The following is a 17,473-nucleotide window of genomic DNA, read 5'->3' on the forward strand; positions in this document are numbered from 1 at the left end:
TATGTGTATTTTTGCTGTTCTTGGATACCTAGGTTGTACTGCCTCTGTTATCAATAAAGAAATTTAAACCTTTAGTTAAAATTGATGGAAAAAATCACCAAGGAAACGTATTTGAAATGGTATGAAGACATGCTGTTTTGGAGGAAATTTGAGGATAAATTGGCTGCTGTATACATTCAGCAGAAGGTAAGAGGGTTTTTGCATTTGTATAATGGGCAAGAGGCAGTTTTGGCTGGTGCACTACATGCAATGGATTTAACCAAAGACCGAATGATAACTGCGTATAGAAACCATGTTCAGCCAATTGGTATGGGTGTTGACCCTAAAAAAGTTATGGCAGAGCTATATGGTAAAGTGACCGGTACTTCAAAAGGTATGGGTGGTTCTATGCATATTTTTTCAAAAGAACATCGTTTTCATGGTGGGCATGGTATCGTTGGGGGTCAAATTCCATTAGGTGCAGGTATGGCTTTTGGTGATAAGTACGCTGGAAGAGATAACGTAACCCTTTGTTATATGGGTGATGGTGCTGTAAGACAAGGTTCGTTACATGAAACTTTTAATTTAGCAATGTTATGGCAATTACCCGTTGTTTTTATTTGTGAAAATAATGGCTACGCTATGGGTACTTCAGTGGCAAGAACATCGTTCTCTACCGAAATTTGGAAATTAGGTTTAGGTTATGAAATGCCTTGTGGACCTGTTGATGGTATGAACCCGGTTACGGTTGCGCAAGAAATGAGTAAGGCGATCGAAAGAGCACGTAGTGGTGGTGGACCAACTTTTCTTGAAATGAAAACATATAGATATAGAGGTCATTCTATGTCAGATGCACAACATTACAGAACCAAAGATGAGGTTGAAGAGTATAAAAAAATAGATCCAATTACTCAGGTGTTGGATATTATCAAAGAAAATAAATATGCGACCGACGCTGAAATTAAGGATATTGACAGAAAAGTGAAATCTTTGGTTAAGGAATGTGAGAAGTTCGCGGAAGAATCAGATTATCCACCAGTAAACCAATTATATGATATGGTTTACGAACAAGAGGATTTTCCATTTGTTCAACATAAAATATAATTAAATGGCAGTAGTAGTAAATATGCCCCGTTTGAGCGATACCATGGAAGAAGGTACCGTTGCAAAGTGGTTAAAAAGCGTTGGAGATAAAATAGAGGAAGGAGATATATTAGCCGAAATTGAAACTGATAAGGCAACAATGGAATTCGAGTCCTTCAATGAAGGTACTCTTTTGCATATCGGTATTCAAGAAGGAGATACAGCTCCGGTAGATAGCCTTTTAGCAATTATTGGGGATGAAGGTGAAGATATTTCTTCCTTGGTAAGTGGAGGAGGTGAGTCCTCTGAAGAATCATCAAGTGAGGAGTCGTCATCTGATGAGGCTTCTTCAAGTGATGAAGAAACTTCAGGAGGTGCTGAAATTCCAGAAGGGGTTGAGATTGTTAAAATGCCTCGATTGAGTGATACCATGGAAGAGGGTACCGTTGCTAGCTGGTTGAAGAAAGTTGGTGATGATGTTGAAGAAGGTGATATTCTTGCTGAAATAGAAACGGATAAGGCTACAATGGAATTTGAGTCTTTCTATAATGGTAAGTTATTGTATATAGGAATACAAGAAGGTGAATCTTCACCGGTAGATGCTGTTTTGGCAATAATTGGACCTGAAGGCACAGATGTTGACGCTGTATTAAATAGTAAAACCGGTGGAAGCAAAAAAAGTGCTCCTGCTCAAGATAAAAAAGAGGAGAAATCTTCAGGTGCATCAGAGAAGAAAGATGAGGTTAAACCTGCATCGGACGGAGCTCGGATTTTTGCATCTCCATTAGCTAAAAAGATAGCTGCTGATAAAGGAATTGATTTGTCAAATGTTTCCGGATCAGGAGATAATGGTAGAATAATAAAGAAAGATGTGGAGAATTATACTCCAAGTACATCTGCCGCTCCAGCGGCTACTGCCGGAGCTAAAGCTGAAAATGCAATTTCATCACAACCTGTATCAATGGCATTGCCTTCAGGAGAGGAAGGAACTGAAGAGGTTAAGAATTCTAACATGCGTAAGGCTATAGCTAAGGCATTAGGTAATTCAAAATTCAACGCTCCTCACTTCTATCTTACGATTGAGGTTGATATGGATAACGCTAAGGCATCAAGGGCGCAGATCAATAGTCTACCTGATACTAAAGTGTCATTTAATGATATGGTTTTGAAAGCCTGTGCAATGGCGCTGAAAAAGCATCCTCAAGTAAACACGTCATGGAACGGAGATACTACAAAGTATCATAAGCATATACATATGGGTGTTGCTGTAGCTGTTGATGAAGGTTTGGTTGTACCAGTAGTAAAGCATGCCGATTTGTTGGGCTTAACTCAAATAGGTAGTGCTGTGAAGGATTTAGCTGGTAAGGCTAGAAATAAGAAAATTGCACCTTCTGAAATGGAAGGAAGTACATTTACGGTTTCTAATCTAGGTATGTTCGGTATTCTTGAATTTACAAGTATTATCAATCAGCCAAATTCAGCTATTTTATCCGTAGGTGCTATAGTTGAAAAGCCAATAGTGAAAAATGGAGCAATAGTGGTAGGTAATACAATGAAGTTGACACTAGCTTGCGATCATAGAACGGTTGATGGTGCAGTTGGTGCTCAGTTTTTACAGACTTTGAAGTACTTTGTGGAAAACCCGGTTACTATGTTGGCATAGATAATTAATTTTATAAATAGAATAAGAAAAGCATCCTTTCATCGGGATGCTTTTTTTTATCTTTAGATTTTAAAAATAAGATGTTATGAGACATATAGTAATTGTATTTCTTGGTGGTCTGTTAGTAGCCTGTGGAGGTACAAAGGTGGATCAATCAACAGTTTTAAATCCCAATAATCCAAAAGGAGTCAAAGGTTCGGTTGTAAAGAACAAGGTGACAATGGCTGAGGGTTCCGTTATGAACGCTGTAGGTACAACCCCAAAAGATATTGAAGCGTTGATGACTTTTTTGACTTCAGATGATTTGCAAGGAAGAGATACTGGGAGTGATGGTATAACTAAGGCAGCTGATTTTATAGAGAATATATTCTCTAGGAATAATATTCAACCTTATTTTAATTCATATAAAGACACTTTAGAAAATTACAGTGATGGAACAGCGTATAATGTTGTGGGGTTTCTGCCAGGCAAAGATTCGGATTTAAAAAATGAGTATGTAATAATAGGTGCTCACTATGATCACATTGGGATAATTAGTGGAGATGATGGCGATACTATAGCTAATGGAGCAAATGATAACGCCTCTGGTACAGCTGCGGTAATGGAATTCGCAAAATATTTTGCTCAAACTAAAAATAATAAACGCAGTATTATTTTTGCATTGTTTTCTGCGGAAGAAAAGGGATTGTTGGGGTCTAAACATTTGGCAGACAAATTATTGAGCCAGAATATAGATTTATACGTTATGTTGAATTTTGAAATGATAGGTGTACCTATGGTGAATAAAGACCATAGTCTCTATTTAACTGGTTATGAATTGTCAAATCTTGCGGAAGTAAGTAATAAATATGCGCAAAAGAATTTGGTAGGTTTTTTGCCAAAGGCAAAAGAGTTTAATTTATTTAGACGTTCAGATAATGCACCGTTTCATGATAAATTTAACGTTCCTTCTCAAACCTTTAGTTCGTTCGACTTTACTAATTTTGGTGAATATCATAAAGTAGGAGACGAAGCCTCTTTAATGGATTACAACTTTATGTCCAATATGGTAAATGAAGTAAAGCCAATGTTGGAGGGTATTATTAATGCTCCTTTAAAAGAAGTAAAATATAACTAATGGATTATATAGTTGTAACGGGTACTAGTAGAGGAATTGGCTTTGAATTAAGTACATTATTGGCAGATGCAGGTTATGCGGTCTTGGCACTTTCAAGAAATGACAGTCCCATAAAGAATATTGGTCATAAACACATTACCGCATTTCCATTTGATGTTTCTTCGGCAAAAGACAGAGAAAAGGTTAATGAATATTTAAAGGCCAATAACGCAAAAGTTCTAGCTCTAATAAATAATGCTGGTAAATTGGTGAATAAACCTTTTATGGAAATTACCGAAGAAGAATTTAAATCGGTTTATGATGTCAATGTTTTTGGGGTAGCTTCAATGACAAAATTAATTGTGCCATTTATGGACAAAGATGGTCATGTGCTTACTATTAGTTCTATGGGAGGTGTTCAAGGTAGTGCAAAATTTCCTGGGCTATCTGCATATAGCTCTAGTAAAGGGGCTGTACTGACATTAACGGAATTGTTGGCCGAGGAATTTAAGGAAACCGGTCCCTCGTTCAATGCGTTGGCCTTAGGTGCCGTGCAAACGGAAATGTTAGAAGAGGCATTTCCAGGTTATCTAGCACCTGTGAGTGCAAAAGAAATGGCAGAGTATATAATGGATTTTGCCCTAAGAGGACAAAAAATGTACAACGGTAAAATTTTGCAAGTAAGCAATAGTACACCATAAAATGCAGCAAACCTTAGCTAAATATCTTCCAGAACTAGCGGTTAGTCCATGTTTTGAACTAATAAAGAATAGTCAGGTGCATTTAAAAATAGTAAATGAGCGCGTTACTAGGCATGGAGATTATAGACGGGGAAAAGACGGCAAACATCAGATTACCGTTAATGCGTCCTTAAATAAATATAGGTTTTTAATAACCTTAATTCATGAAATTGCACACTTAATGGCATTTGAGAAATATGGTAGAAATATTAAACCTCATGGTGTTGAATGGAAGAAAACATTTCAGTTTTTAATGCTTCCGTTTATTCGTCCAGAGGTATTTCCATCGCAACTGTTGCCCTTATTGGCAAATCATTTTAAAAATCCAAAAGCTAGCAGTAGTACAGATGCTCGTTTGTCAATAGCTTTAAAACAGTTTGATGAACAACAATCGGAAAAATCTTACGTTTACGAATTACCAATAGGGTGCGTTTTTCGCATATATAACGGAAAATTATTTAAGAAAGGAAATAAACGAACAAAGCGTTATGAATGTGTAGAAATATCTTCTGGAAGAATATTTTTATTTCAACCAAATGCTGAAGTGGAATTAATAAAAAGCTGACATGAATAAAAATTATTATGCCGTTTTAATGGCAGGCGGAGTAGGATCAAGATTTTGGCCAATTAGCACAAGTGATAATCCAAAGCAGTTCCACGATATGTTGGGTACAGGTGATACACTTATACAGAAGACATTTCAAAGACTTAATAAATTTGTGCCAACAGAAAATATACTCATTTTAACCAATGAGAGGTATAATGATTTAGTGCTAGAACAATTACCAATGGTAAAACAAGAACAAGTAGTTCTTGAACCGGCTATGAGAAATACTGCGCCATGTATACTATATGCTGCCTTAAAAATTCAGAAAATGAATGAAGATGCAGTTATGATCGTTGCGCCAAGTGATCATTGGATCGAAGATGAAGATGCATTTGCAAAAGATGTAACAGCTTGTTTTAAAAAATGTGAAACTGAAGACGTTTTGTGTACGTTAGGTATTAAACCATCCTTTCCAAATACCGGATTTGGTTATATAGAATACAATAAAGAAGATACGGCTCCGATAAAAAAGGTAAATCAGTTTAGGGAAAAACCAGACTATGAAACGGCAAAAGATTTTTTAGCTCAAGGAAATTTTTTGTGGAATGCCGGTATATTTATGTGGAGTGCAAAAACAATAGTGAATGCATTTCAGAATTTTCAGCCAAAACAATACGCTTTATTCAGAGATGGGTTAGTGTGTTATAATACGGAAGACGAGAAGAAGTTCATATCTGAAAACTACCCAAAAGCGGAGAATATTTCTATTGATTATGCAATTTTAGAAAACTCAAATGCTATTTATGTTAAAGAAGCTACTTTTGACTGGAATGATTTAGGTACTTGGGGTTCTTTGTATGATAAATTAGATAAGGAAGAAAATAATAACGCCGTTGTGAATGCAAAAGTTTTGGTGCAAGATGCAAGTGGTAATATGATCCGATCTAAGGCTGGTAAAGTTGTTGTCGTGGATGGCTTAAATGATTATATCATTGTTGATAAAGATGAAGTACTTTTGATCTATCCGAAAACAAAAGAACAGGACATTAAACAGGTTTTAAACAAGGTAAAAGATACCTTTGGTGACGAATTCGCTTAAATATGGAGAACAATCTTAATCAAGACAATATTACCCCCACTAGTAATGAAGGTGGAGGTAGTGAAGAAGTAAAAAAAGATTTTCAAGGTCTTTTAGGTAGTGTAAAAAAGTTTCTTTCTGAGTTATTGGATATTAGAACCAATACGGACCAGCAGGCAACTAAAGAAGCTATAATTGCCGATATACCTTTTAAGGGCCATACTTCTTGGATTTTGATTTGTTCAATATTTATAGCATCTATAGGATTAAACGCGAATTCTACAGCTGTTGTAATCGGTGCCATGTTAATATCTCCATTAATGGGACCTATTCTAGGAATAGGTATGTCAGTTGCAATCAACGATATTGATACTTTAAAAAGGTCGCTTAAGAATTTTGCCGTAATGGTAGTTTTGAGCGTTATTACCGCTTATTTATTTTATCGCTTTTTTCCGCTTAGAGATGAGTCTTCTGAGCTGTTGGCAAGGACCGAACCAGATATTAGAGATGTATTGATAGCCTTTTTTGGTGGTTTGGCATTGGTAATAGCCCGTGCTAAAAAGGGGACTATAGCCAGTGTTATTTTTGGGGTTGCGATTGCTACTGCATTAATGCCGCCTTTGTGTACCGTTGGTTTTGGACTGGCCATTGGTAATTGGGGTTATGCATCTGGTGCAATGTATCTCTTTATTATAAACACTATTTTTATTGCGCTAGCGACTTTCTTGGTTATTAAATTGTTGCGTTTTCCAATGGTGCGCTATGTGAATTCACAACGAAGAAAATTAATTGGAAGATTAGCCTCGTTGTTGGCGGTATTGGTCATGATACCAGCTGGATTTACGTTTTACAATGTATTTAAAAAGTCTCTTTTCAACAGGGATGCTGAAGCTTTTATAACTGAAAAAATTGAGCCTTATCAGTTTGCAGGTGAGGGTAAATTTTTAAAAGATTTTAGTGAGGTGGTTTATAATGACGAGGGGAAATCTAAAATAGAATTGTTCTTTATGGGCAATGATGGTATCCCTGATAATGTTATTGCAACATGGCGTACCCAAATGGCGGAATATAAACAATTAAGTGAGACTGAGCTTGCTGTGGTGCAGGGTTCAAGGAGTGAAGAAGCTACTCAGTTAAAATATGTAAACGAGTTATATGAATCTCAGAAAAGTATTTTAACCAGCAAGGATGAGAAAATACAGCTTTTAGAAAATGAGCTCATGCGTTTAAATCAAATTTCATCTAATCAAATTCCTTTTAATGAAATAAGTCTTGAGGCAAAAACCAATTATGAGAATTTAGATCGTATAGGGTATGCTTATTTGATTTCAACAGATTTTACTAAGACTGATAGTATACCATTGTTTGAGGTCACTTGGAAAAAAGAAGCCAAAAGGGCAGAAACGGTTAAAGACATGAACAAGCTTCAAGAATGGTTAAGACTGCGTTTAAATAATAAGAAGATTCAAATAAAGGAAATGCCTAAAGATTAATTTTGCTCTTGAATATACATTTGGCGTACTTTCTTGAAGAGATCTGATGAATACACAAAATTGGTGACAGCTTCGTTATCGGTTTTAAAGATTTCGTTTTTGGTGCCTTCCCATTCCAACAGCCCGTCTTTTAAGAAAATAATTTTCTCGCCAATTTGCATCACTGAGTTCATGTCATGAGTGTTAATGACCGTGGTGATATTATATTCTTCAGTAATTTCTTTGATCAAGTTGTCTATAAGAATTGCCGTCTTGGGGTCTAACCCAGAGTTGGGTTCATCGCAAAAAAGATATTTTGGATTCATGACAATAGCACGAGCAATGGCAACACGTTTTTGCATACCTCCAGATATCTCAGAGGGAAATTTATGGTGGGCATCAACAAGGTTTACCCTTTTTAAAACAGTGTCTACACGTTCTTGCATTTCAGCTTTTGATTGTTTGGTAAACATTTCTAGTGGAAACATTACGTTGCCTTCAACCGTCATGCTGTCAAATAAGGCGCTTCCTTGAAATACCATGCCCATTTCTTGTCGTAAATCTCGCTTTTCGTCGTCAGAATGCTCAGAATACAACTTGCCATCATATGCTATACCACCCTTTTCAGGTTCAAATAGCCCCAATAGGCATTTTAGAAAAACAGTTTTACCAGATCCACTTTGACCAATGATCAAATTAGTTTTTCCTTTTTCAAAGGTGGTGGAAATCCCTTTTAGGATATGAGCTTCGCCAAAAGATTTATGTATGTCTCGTACGTCTATCATTATCCTAGTAAAAGTTGGGTTAAAATATAATTAAGTATAATTATAACAACACTGGTCCACACGAACGAGGTTGTACTTGCTTTACCTACCTCCAATGCACCACCCTTCATGTAAAACCCATGAAATGAAGGTACTGTTGCAATTACAAAAGCAAAAATTAAGGTTTTTACAAATGCATAAGCAATATGAAAAGGAACAAAATCAGATTGTAAACCTGTAATGAAATCCTCACTAGTAAGAAATCCGCCAAAAACACCGGCCATCCATCCTCCAAAAATTCCTACATACATAGAAATAGCAATCGCAAAGGGGTAGAACAACATGGCTATAATTTTAGGAAATACCAAGTAGTTCAATGAGTTAACACCCATAACCTCCAAAGCATCTATTTGTTCTGTAACCCTCATAGTACCTATGCTAGAGGTAATGTAAGATCCTACCTTACCTGCCATAATTATAGATACAAAAGTTGGGGCAAATTCTAATATTACCGATTGTCTGGTGGCAAAACCAATTAAATTTCTGGGTATTAACGGGTTTGTTAAGTTAAGTGCTGTTTGTATGGCAACAACGGCACCTATAAAAAAGGAGATAAATATGATAATACCCAATGAACTAAAGATAAGTTCATCTATTTCTTTAAATATAAGGGACTTCATTATTCTCCATTTTGTAGGTTTTTTAAAAACCTCACGGATCATAATGGCATAGCTTCCTACAGATGCTAAATAGTTCATTTATTAAAAATAAAAATCTTACTGTAAAAATAACAATAATGCACCTGATTTAACCTGCGATTAATCTTTAAAGGTGTAAATTATTTACTTTTGCGCTTCAATCTTATACGTATGAAAATGAAAAGATATTTTATTGCTTCGTTGTTTATTGGAACATTGTTGGCAGCCAGTGGTTTAACTGCCCAAAAGAAAAATAAGAACAATGTAAGTGATGAATTGCTGAGGTCAAAACCTAAATTGGTTGTAGGTATCGTAGTTGACCAAATGAGATATGATTATTTAACCCGTTTTTATGATCAATATGGACAAGACGGATTTAAAAGATTAGTTGAACAGGGTTTTAACTGTAAAAACAATCATTTTAATTATGCGCCAACCAGTACCGGACCGGGTCATACTTCAGTATATACCGGTACAACTCCTTCTGTACACGGTATAATAGGCAATAACTGGTATGATAAGCAATTAGATGCAAGTGTATATTGTGCTAGTGATGATACCTATGCTTCTGTAGGTACTAGTTCAGATGCGGGTAAAATGTCTCCACATAGAATGTCCGTAACAACTATTACGGATGAGCTTAGATTGCATACACAAATGCAAGGAAAGACCATAGCAATTGCCTTGAAGGATAGAGGTGCCGTATTACCTGGCGGGCATACTGCCAATGCGGCATATTGGTTTCATGGCGGAGATGAAGGTAAGTGGGTTACGAGCTCGTATTATATGAGTCAATTACCAAAATGGGTGAACGATTTTAATACCTCTGGTACCGCTCAATCGTATAAAAGAGAATGGAATACTCTTAGAGATATTAAAGGATACAGAGAAAGCGGAATTGATAATAATCTTTTTGAAGGAAAATTTGAAGGTGAAACCTCTACTTCTTTCCCTCACAAACCTGTTGAGCTTTTAGATAAAACCAAAAATTTTGATATAATAAAAGCAACCCCGTTTGGTAATTCTTTGACCGCAGATTTTGTAATAGAAGCACTGCAACAGGAAAACTTGGGTAAAGACAATATTACCGATTTTTTGGCAGTAAGCTTTTCAAGTACAGACTATGTGGGGCATATGTTTGGGGTTAATTCTAAGGAAATTGAAGATACTTATTTAAGATTAGATGAAGATTTAGCTAGGCTGTTCAAGGCATTGGATAAAAATGTTGGCGAAGGAGAATATACTTTGTTTCTTACGGCAGATCATGGAGCTGTTGAAGTGCCTACCTATTTAAAAAGCGAAAAAATACCATCTGGTTATGTTGATACGGCTGCAAATAAAAAGAGATTGAAAGAGTTTTTGCAATATAAATATGGTACGGAAGATATTATTAAAAATTACTCTAATGATCAAATATTCTTAGATCATAAAATTGTAAAAAACTTAGATTTGAGTTTGGCAGAAGTGCAAATCGAAATAGCACAAGAGGTTTTGGAATATGATGCAATTGATAGGGTGTATACCGCAAATCAAATGTGGAGTAATGATTATACATCTGGTATACCTTATATTTTACAAAATGGATATAATCAAAAAAGATCTGGTGATGTATTGATCGTTTTAAAGCCAGGGTATATTTCCTATAGCACTACAGGGTCTACTCATGGGTCTCCTCAAATATATGACACACATGCCCCATTATTATTTTATGGAAAAGGTATACAGCCAGGTTCAACCGTAATTAGAACTGAAATACCGGATATTGCACCAACTATATCGGCGCTATTGGGTATTTCTTTTCCGAACGGTACTACAGGTAAACCTATAACCGAGGTATTAAAATAATATGGATGACAGGCCTATAGGTATTTTTGATTCGGGTATTGGTGGTACGTCCATATGGGGTGAAATTCAAGAATTAATGCCATATGAAAATTGTATTTACTTGGCCGATAGTAAATATGCTCCTTATGGAGAAAAATCTCAGCAACGTATTCTAGAGCTGAGTATTAAGAATACCGAATATTTATTGAATCAAAATTGTAAATTAATAGTCGTTGCCTGTAATACGGCAACGACTAATGCAATTAGCTATTTAAGGACCAATTATAACCTACCTTTTATTGGTATAGAGCCTGCTATAAAACCAGCGGCTATCAATACCAAATCCAAAATTATCGGAATCTTGGCAACAAAGGGTACATTGTCCAGTAGTTTGTTTCATAGCACTACCAAAAATCATGCTGCAGGAATTACCGTACTAGAACAACGTGGTACCGGTCTAGTGGAAATGATAGAGAATGGTCAGTTAAGAAGTAAAGAACTTTATCAACTCTTAGAAAGTTACATAAAGCCTATGCTTGATCAAGGTATGGATTATCTTGTTTTAGGTTGCACCCATTACCCATATCTTATTCCACTTTTGAAAAAAATGTTGCCAGAGCATGTCACAATTATAGATTCTGGAGAAGCTGTGGCCAGACAGACCAAAATCGTATTGGAAAAGAACGGTTTGTTGTCGAATGCCACTAAATTGGGTTCCCATCAATTTTATACTAATGGAGATGAAACAGTACTGTCTTCAATAATAGAAAGTACAACAGTTAAATACACTGTTCAATCTAAAGATTTTTAAGTACGTTGTCTTTTTTTACATATGTCAAATAGGTAAAAGAAAGTTTGTGTTTTTCGTCTGCCGGATGGAACTCTTGCGTGGTTAGCATCCAATAGTTTTCATCAACTTCAGGGAAATACGTATCTGCATCTTCAAAAACACCATGTACACGTGTAAGCTCTATCTTGTCTGATTTCTTTTCGCCTTGCTTATAAATTTCACCACCGCCAATAATGAATGCAATTTCATTTTTTACGAGATCAATAGCTTCATCCAAGGAATGGACTACTATACATTCATCATAATCAGTAGTGTAATTTTTATCTCTTGTGATGATTATATGGGTTCTGTTTGGTAGTGGTTTAGGAAAACTTTCAAACGTTTTTCTTCCCATAATAATTTTATGTCCGGTGGTTAGTTTTTTAAAACGTTTAAAGTCATCTGGTAAATGCCAAAGCAGATCGTTGTCTTTGCCCAAGGCATTATTTTCCGCTGCTGCGGCAATCATTATAAGTGTTTTCAAAGCAGTTTTTTTTTAGGTTCAATTTCTAAGGCTTCAGGTAATGGCAATTCTTCTTCAATTTCTTTTTGCAATTTAGAAATTCGCTGTTTTTGTTTTTCCACTAATTTTTCGCGCTGCGATCGTTCCCAGTTCTGGCCCATGAACTTATTGGTGATAAAGACATTGAAAACATGCAAAACAAATAGAAATCCCCAAAAGGTAATTGCCCAAACAAACCAATTGTATTCTTGCCCGTATTTTAAGATTTTATTGATCAGTACCAAAAAGACACTGCCTACAAGAAAGATTACAAAATGAGTATAGAGTCGTTTTTTTTGTCGTACTCTTTTTTGAGCATTCTCTAACAATTCATGTTGCTCTATGTCTAATTTGGAGGTGTTTTTATTCTTGGAAAACATACTCTTGCTATCTTTGATATAAAGATACACGAATTGTATTATACGCTATAACCTATGGATAAATTTAGAAAAGAATTCCCTGTGCTAAGAAAAGGAATTTACGCAAATACCGCTGTGTACGGTCCATTGTATGATTCGTTATTGGATTGGCGTCAAGAGCATGATTTAGATTTTTTACTTTCCGGTAGTGATATGCGAGGAGAGGCGCTAAAGGTAATATCGGACACGCGTTCTGCGGTAAGTACGTTTTTTAATTGCAAAAGAGAAAACGTAGCATTGGTCAATAATTTTTCTTCTGGACTAAATGTTCTGTTAGAAGGTTTAGATGTTAAAAAGAAAATATTACTTGTAGAAGATGATTACCCTTCATTGAACTGGAGTTTTGAAAAAAGAGGGTATGATATTGAGTATGTAAAACTCTCCGAACATATAGAAGAGGAGATTCAGGAAAAAATAGAAAACAACAAGATAGATGTCTTGGCCTTGAGCCTTGTACAATGGTTAGATGGGGTTTCAATTGACCTCGAGTTTCTGAAAAAAATAAAAATACTGTATCCTCATGTACTTATTATAGCAGATGGAACCCAGTTCTGTGGTAGTACCAATTTTGATTTTAACAACTCTGGTATAGATGTGTTGGGGGCTAGCGCATACAAATGGTTATTGGCAGGCTATGGTAATGGATTTATGCTTTTTTCTGATCAAGTTGAAAATGAATTTGATTTGAATACTATTGGATTTAATGCTGCTGATGGAAATTTTGATAAGAAGAATTCAATTCGGTTTGCAAAACAGTTTGAACCTGGTCACCTTTCATCCATGAATTTTGGAAGTTTAAAATTCTCCATTGATTTTTTTGAAAGAATTGGTATGGAAAGGATAGCGGAGCATAACGGTAATTTGTCGTTAATGGCGAAAACCGAATTTAAAAAATTAGGGCTTTTGACCGATAGGGTTGTAAACAGAAAAAGCCATAGCACTATATTTAATATTAAGGCTAATGATGCGATGTATCAAAAATTATTGGAGAACGATGTCTTTTGTGCTCAGCGAGGTGATGGTGTTAGGTTAAGTTTTCATTTTTATAATACTGAATCAGAAATAGATGCCATTGTAAAAATCTTGAAAACAGGCAGATAGCTTTCGTGATTAAGTAATTTTGTAGGATAAAATTTCATTGTCCATCTATAAAGGATTTAAATTTTGAGAATTTGATAAAAATGTCTTATCCGTTGTAAATGAGTGTTTTAATATGCTAATTTTGCCTAAAATATTAAATTCTGTATCATGGCAATTGCAAAGAAGTATTTAAAAACTAAGCCAGTATGTAAGGTTACTTTTACAGTATCTCCAGAAGATGCAAAAAAGGTGGCTGTAGTAGGTGATTTCAATAATTGGAATGCAAAAAAGAGTGAATTAAAGAAACAAAAGAATGGTTCTTTTAAAGGTACTTTTGATTTACCTAAAGAGAACTCTTTTGAATTTAAGTACCTTGTTGATGGCGAGTACATAAACGATGCGCAGGCAGATCGTTACCAATGGAATGATTATGCTGGTTCTGAAAATGCAGTTTTAGAGTTGTAGAATAATAGCGAGTATACAATATAAGAGCCCTTCAATTTTTGAAGGGCTCTATTGTTTATATATTTAGATTGATGCTAAGCTATTTTAAAGATACAATTTTTGTAACTATGGGTTTTGGATTGGAAAGCTGTGGTTAACTGTAATCCAGATTCTTTGGCTAGCCAGTCAATAATTTGGTCATCATATTTTTGGGAAATTTCTGTGTGTATGGTTTCCCATTGTTTAAAATGAACTGTAAGATCCAAAGATTCAATTCTCACGGTTTGCTCAATTTTAGACACCAAAAAGCTTTTTGCGGTTCCGGTTTCGGGGTCGTAAACTTCCCAATGTAAAAACTGTTCTAAATCAAAATTGCCTTCGAGCTCACTATTGATTCTTGCAAGTATATTTTTATTGAATGCAGCGGTAACTCCTTCTTGGTCATTGTAGGCATCTAAAATGGTCTGTGGATTCTTTTTTTGGTCAAAACCCATTAAAAGTAGATCGTTAGGCTGCATGAGTTGCTGAATTTTTTCCATAAACCCAACGGCTTGGTCATGCATAAGATTGCCAATATTTGAGCCGAGAAATAGAATGACCTTTCTGTTTTTTCTAGTATTTATCTCTTTCAGTGCTTCAAAATAAGTTCCTTGAAAAGGCTGTACGTTAACTTCTGGCAATTCTATTTTGCAGGAGTCATGTAGTTGATTTAAGGCGTTGTTGCTTATATCTGTAGGCACGTAGGTAAAATCTATTTTTTTATCACTGAATTCTTTTAAAAGAATTTTTGTTTTTTTACCATCACCAGCCCCTAACTCTATTAGGTCAAAGGTGCCAGAACCGGAAAATAGTGCTGTAATTTCGTGTTTGTTTTGTTCAAGAATCTCATATTCGCAATTGGTCAAGTAATAGGTTGGCATTGCCATGATATCCTGAAAAAGCTTATCTCCTTTTTTGTCATAAATATATTTTGACGATAGGTGTTTAGGGTAATCGGTTAAACCGGAATACACCTCTTTTTCGAATTCAGTTGTAACGGTTGGTGCTATGTTAGTGTCTTGCATAATTAGTATGTCGTAATTATTTGGCTAACCTTATACCGGTGAACTGCCATTTTAAATCTGTTTGAAAAAAATTTCGATATGTATGTCTTGCATGTTTATTGGGTGTAGCTACGGAACTACCTCTAAGCACTTTTTGGTTTACCATGAATTTGCCGTTGTATTCGCCTAAAGCACCGTCTACTTTTTTGTAATTAGGGTAGGGTAGGTATGCACTTTCTGTCCATTCCCAGCGTTGTCCCCATTTGAACAAATGTTGTGCGGCTTCCCATTCAAATTCTGTAGGTAGACGGCATCCTTTAAATTGCGCAAAGGCAAATGCTTCGAAATAAGAAATGTGGGTAACAGGAGCTTGTAAATCAACTTCGGTTAATCCGATAAGACTATAATAGTGCCATTTTCCATCAATTTCATGCCAATATAAGGGTGAGTTTACATTGTTTTGTTGCACCCAGTCCCATCCAGCTGCATGCCACAGGTCAAAACGTTTATAGCCATCTTCTTTTATAAAATCAATATATTCTGCATTGGTAACTAGTCTGTTAGAGATTTGATAGTCATGTAGGTATACTTTGTGTCTTCCTAATTCATTATCAAAACAAAAATCTGTGGAATTATGACCTATTTCATAAATACCTTCCTTCATATGAAGCCAACGTTGTTCATCTTTATCAGCAGTGTATTCTATGAATGTGTCTGAATATTTAGGTAATAAGGGATTGTTTCCTAAAATGTATTTTATATCTGTAAGTAATAATTCTTGATGCTGTTTTTCATGATGAATTCCAATTTCAAGAACTTCTAACAATGTTCCGTTTGTGTCCAATTCTAGCAATTTTATCATTGCCTTGGTAACATAATCTCTATATTCATACACCTTTTTAACGGAAGGTCTAGATAAATTACCACGATCAGCACGTACAACGCGTTTGCCTACGGTTTCGTAATAACTATTGAATACGAACGAAAAATCTTCATCGAATATTTGATACGAAGGATTATAAGATTTTAGTATAAATTCTTCAAAAAACCAAGTGGTGTGGCCTAGGTGCCATTTTGGGGGAGAAACGTCAATTATGGGTTGCACCACATAATCTTCAATTTCTAGGGGCTTACAAATAGCCTCGGTGTGCTCTCTAGTTTCTATAAAGAAATCTAAGAACGTATCAGTGCTGACCATGAAAACAATTTTATTGTAAGTTAAATAAAATTGCTCAATGGGTTTTGACCTGATAAATTAAGAAATTGATACTAAACAGCTACTATCCCTTTTATATGCGGATGCGGGTTATATTCTTCTAATGAAAAATCTTCGAATTTAAAATCGAAAATATCTTTAACATCAGGGTTTATTTTCATTTTCGGTAAGGGTCTAGGGTCTCTGCTTAATTGTAGTTCAACCTGCTCCATATGATTATTGTAGATATGGGCATCACCGAAAGTGTGTATAAAATCGCCCGCTTCGTATCCACAAACCTGTGCCATCATCATGGTGAACAATGCGTAGGAGGCAATGTTAAAAGGTACACCCAAGAATATATCTGCACTACGTTGGTATAATTGACATGAAAGTTTGCCATCTGCAACGTAAAATTGAAAGAAGGCATGGCATGGTGGTAATGCTGCTTTACCGTTAGCTACATTTTCAGAAAAAGATTTAGAAGTATCTGGCAGTACGCTTGGGTTCCATGCAGAAACTAACATTCTTCTGCTGTTGGGGTTTGTTTTTAAGGAATGTACAACTTCTTTGATCTGATCAATTTCATCATTGTTCCAATTGCGCCATTGATGACCGTATACAGGTCCAAGATCACCGTTTTCATCTGCCCATTCGTTCCAAATACGAACGCCGTTTTCTTGTAAATATTTAATATTGGTATCACCTTTTAAAAACCACAATAGTTCATGTACAATTGATTTTAAATGCAGTTTTTTGGTGGTCACCATTGGGAAACCTTCGCTGAGGTCAAAACGCATTTGATATCCAAAAACACTTTTAGTTCCGGTTCCTGTACGGTCACCTTTTTGGTTTCCTTCTTTAAGAACATGTTTTAAAAGGTCGTGATACTGTTTCATAGCAATAGAATTAAATATAATGCCGAATATATGTATAGGCGGAATACAAAAATACTATTTAGATGAATTTTTGAAGTGAGAATAAAGTACGGGTTATAAAATCTTATTAACTAAAATT

18 protein-coding genes are annotated in these 17,473 nt (G+C 35.5%); 11 read left to right on the forward strand and 7 right to left on the reverse strand.

Translation table 11 applies throughout. The annotated features are described in order from the left end of the window. Positions 1–84: 84 nt before the first annotated feature. The 7 genes from pdhA to I600_RS14535 all read left to right on the forward strand — a co-directional run bounded on the left by pdhA (position 85) and on the right by I600_RS14535 (position 7,679). On the forward strand, positions 85–1,083 hold the full coding sequence (gene pdhA / locus I600_RS14505; protein ID WP_058105272.1) for a pyruvate dehydrogenase (acetyl-transferring) E1 component subunit alpha: 999 nt from the start codon (positions 85–87) through the stop codon (positions 1,081–1,083). A 4-nt stretch (positions 1,084–1,087) separates the two neighbouring features. After that, complete coding sequence (locus tag I600_RS14510) at positions 1,088–2,725, forward strand: pyruvate dehydrogenase complex dihydrolipoamide acetyltransferase (RefSeq protein ID WP_058105273.1); 1,638 nt, start codon at positions 1,088–1,090, stop codon at positions 2,723–2,725. A gap of 85 nt (positions 2,726–2,810) precedes the next feature. Next, on the forward strand, positions 2,811–3,842 hold the full coding sequence (locus I600_RS14515) for a M28 family metallopeptidase (protein WP_058105274.1): 1,032 nt from the start codon (positions 2,811–2,813) through the stop codon (positions 3,840–3,842). Beyond that, entirely contained in the window at positions 3,842–4,522 is a 681-nt protein-coding gene (locus I600_RS14520) for an SDR family NAD(P)-dependent oxidoreductase (protein WP_058105275.1), read from the forward strand. Before I600_RS14515 ends, I600_RS14520 begins: the two co-directional genes overlap by 1 nt. Position 4,523: 1 nt before the next feature. Beyond that, positions 4,524–5,126: a SprT-like domain-containing protein gene (locus I600_RS14525; RefSeq protein WP_058105276.1), complete on the forward strand. Its 603-nt coding sequence runs from the start codon at positions 4,524–4,526 to the stop codon at positions 5,124–5,126. Position 5,127: 1 nt separating this feature from the next. Further along, positions 5,128–6,207, forward strand: coding sequence for a mannose-1-phosphate guanylyltransferase (locus I600_RS14530; RefSeq protein WP_058105277.1), 1,080 nt, complete (start codon positions 5,128–5,130; stop codon positions 6,205–6,207). A 2-nt stretch (positions 6,208–6,209) separates the two neighbouring features. Next, positions 6,210–7,679 (forward strand): DUF389 domain-containing protein, encoded by a 1,470-nt coding sequence (locus I600_RS14535; protein ID WP_058105278.1) that lies wholly within the window; start codon positions 6,210–6,212, stop codon positions 7,677–7,679. Here the strand turns inward: I600_RS14535 and I600_RS14540 are convergent. Together I600_RS14540 and I600_RS14545 are read right to left on the reverse strand one after the other, a co-directional pair. Then, entirely contained in the window at positions 7,676–8,443 is a 768-nt protein-coding gene (locus I600_RS14540; protein ID WP_058105279.1) for an ABC transporter ATP-binding protein, read from the reverse strand. The genes I600_RS14535 and I600_RS14540 overlap by 4 nt on opposite strands. Then, positions 8,443–9,180, reverse strand: a complete 738-nt coding sequence (locus tag I600_RS14545; RefSeq protein ID WP_058105280.1) for an MlaE family ABC transporter permease — start codon at positions 9,178–9,180, stop codon at positions 8,443–8,445. Before I600_RS14545 ends, I600_RS14540 begins: the two co-directional genes overlap by 1 nt. A gap of 117 nt (positions 9,181–9,297) precedes the next feature. Here I600_RS14545 and pafA point away from each other — a divergent pair, with 117 nt between their 5' ends. Together pafA and murI are read left to right on the forward strand one after the other, a co-directional pair. After that, positions 9,298–10,965: an alkaline phosphatase PafA gene (pafA, locus tag I600_RS14550; RefSeq protein ID WP_082642984.1), complete on the forward strand. Its 1,668-nt coding sequence runs from the start codon at positions 9,298–9,300 to the stop codon at positions 10,963–10,965. A gap of 1 nt (position 10,966) precedes the next feature. Further along, positions 10,967–11,755, forward strand: a complete 789-nt coding sequence (gene murI, locus I600_RS14555; RefSeq protein ID WP_058105282.1) for a glutamate racemase — start codon at positions 10,967–10,969, stop codon at positions 11,753–11,755. Here the strand turns inward: murI and I600_RS14560 are convergent. Beyond that, positions 11,742–12,242, reverse strand: coding sequence for a dihydrofolate reductase (locus I600_RS14560; protein ID WP_058105283.1), 501 nt, complete (start codon positions 12,240–12,242; stop codon positions 11,742–11,744). The genes murI and I600_RS14560 overlap by 14 nt on opposite strands. 11 nt (positions 12,243–12,253) lie before the next feature. Further along, a complete protein-coding gene (locus I600_RS14565) occupies positions 12,254–12,655 on the reverse strand; it encodes a 2TM domain-containing protein (protein WP_058105284.1) in 402 nt (133 codons plus the stop codon). Between the two features lie 54 nt (positions 12,656–12,709). Between I600_RS14565 and I600_RS14570 the strand changes: the two genes are divergently transcribed. Both I600_RS14570 and I600_RS14575 read left to right on the forward strand, forming a co-directional pair. After that, on the forward strand, positions 12,710–13,795 hold the full coding sequence (locus tag I600_RS14570) for an aminotransferase class V-fold PLP-dependent enzyme (protein ID WP_058105285.1): 1,086 nt from the start codon (positions 12,710–12,712) through the stop codon (positions 13,793–13,795). A 147-nt stretch (positions 13,796–13,942) separates the two neighbouring features. After that, positions 13,943–14,239: an isoamylase early set domain-containing protein gene (locus I600_RS14575; RefSeq protein ID WP_058105286.1), complete on the forward strand. Its 297-nt coding sequence runs from the start codon at positions 13,943–13,945 to the stop codon at positions 14,237–14,239. 74 nt (positions 14,240–14,313) lie between these two features. Here the strand turns inward: I600_RS14575 and I600_RS14580 are convergent, their stop codons facing one another. The 3 genes from I600_RS14580 to I600_RS14590 all read right to left on the reverse strand — a co-directional run bounded on the left by I600_RS14580 (position 14,314) and on the right by I600_RS14590 (position 17,355). Beyond that, a complete protein-coding gene (locus I600_RS14580) occupies positions 14,314–15,282 on the reverse strand; it encodes an L-histidine N(alpha)-methyltransferase (RefSeq protein WP_058105287.1) in 969 nt (322 codons plus the stop codon). A 16-nt stretch (positions 15,283–15,298) separates the two neighbouring features. Next, positions 15,299–16,459 carry an ergothioneine biosynthesis protein EgtB gene (gene egtB, locus I600_RS14585; RefSeq protein WP_058105288.1) on the reverse strand — a complete coding sequence of 387 codons (1,161 nt, stop codon included), beginning with the start codon at positions 16,457–16,459 and terminating at the stop codon, positions 15,299–15,301. A 71-nt stretch (positions 16,460–16,530) separates the two neighbouring features. Beyond that, positions 16,531–17,355 carry a thymidylate synthase gene (locus tag I600_RS14590; RefSeq protein WP_058105289.1) on the reverse strand — a complete coding sequence of 275 codons (825 nt, stop codon included), beginning with the start codon at positions 17,353–17,355 and terminating at the stop codon, positions 16,531–16,533. Positions 17,356–17,473: the final 118 nt, after the last annotated feature.

Origin of the sequence: Maribacter dokdonensis DSW-8 (assembly GCF_001447995.1) — a bacterium.
Classification (GTDB): Bacteria; Bacteroidota; Bacteroidia; order Flavobacteriales; family Flavobacteriaceae; genus Maribacter; species Maribacter dokdonensis.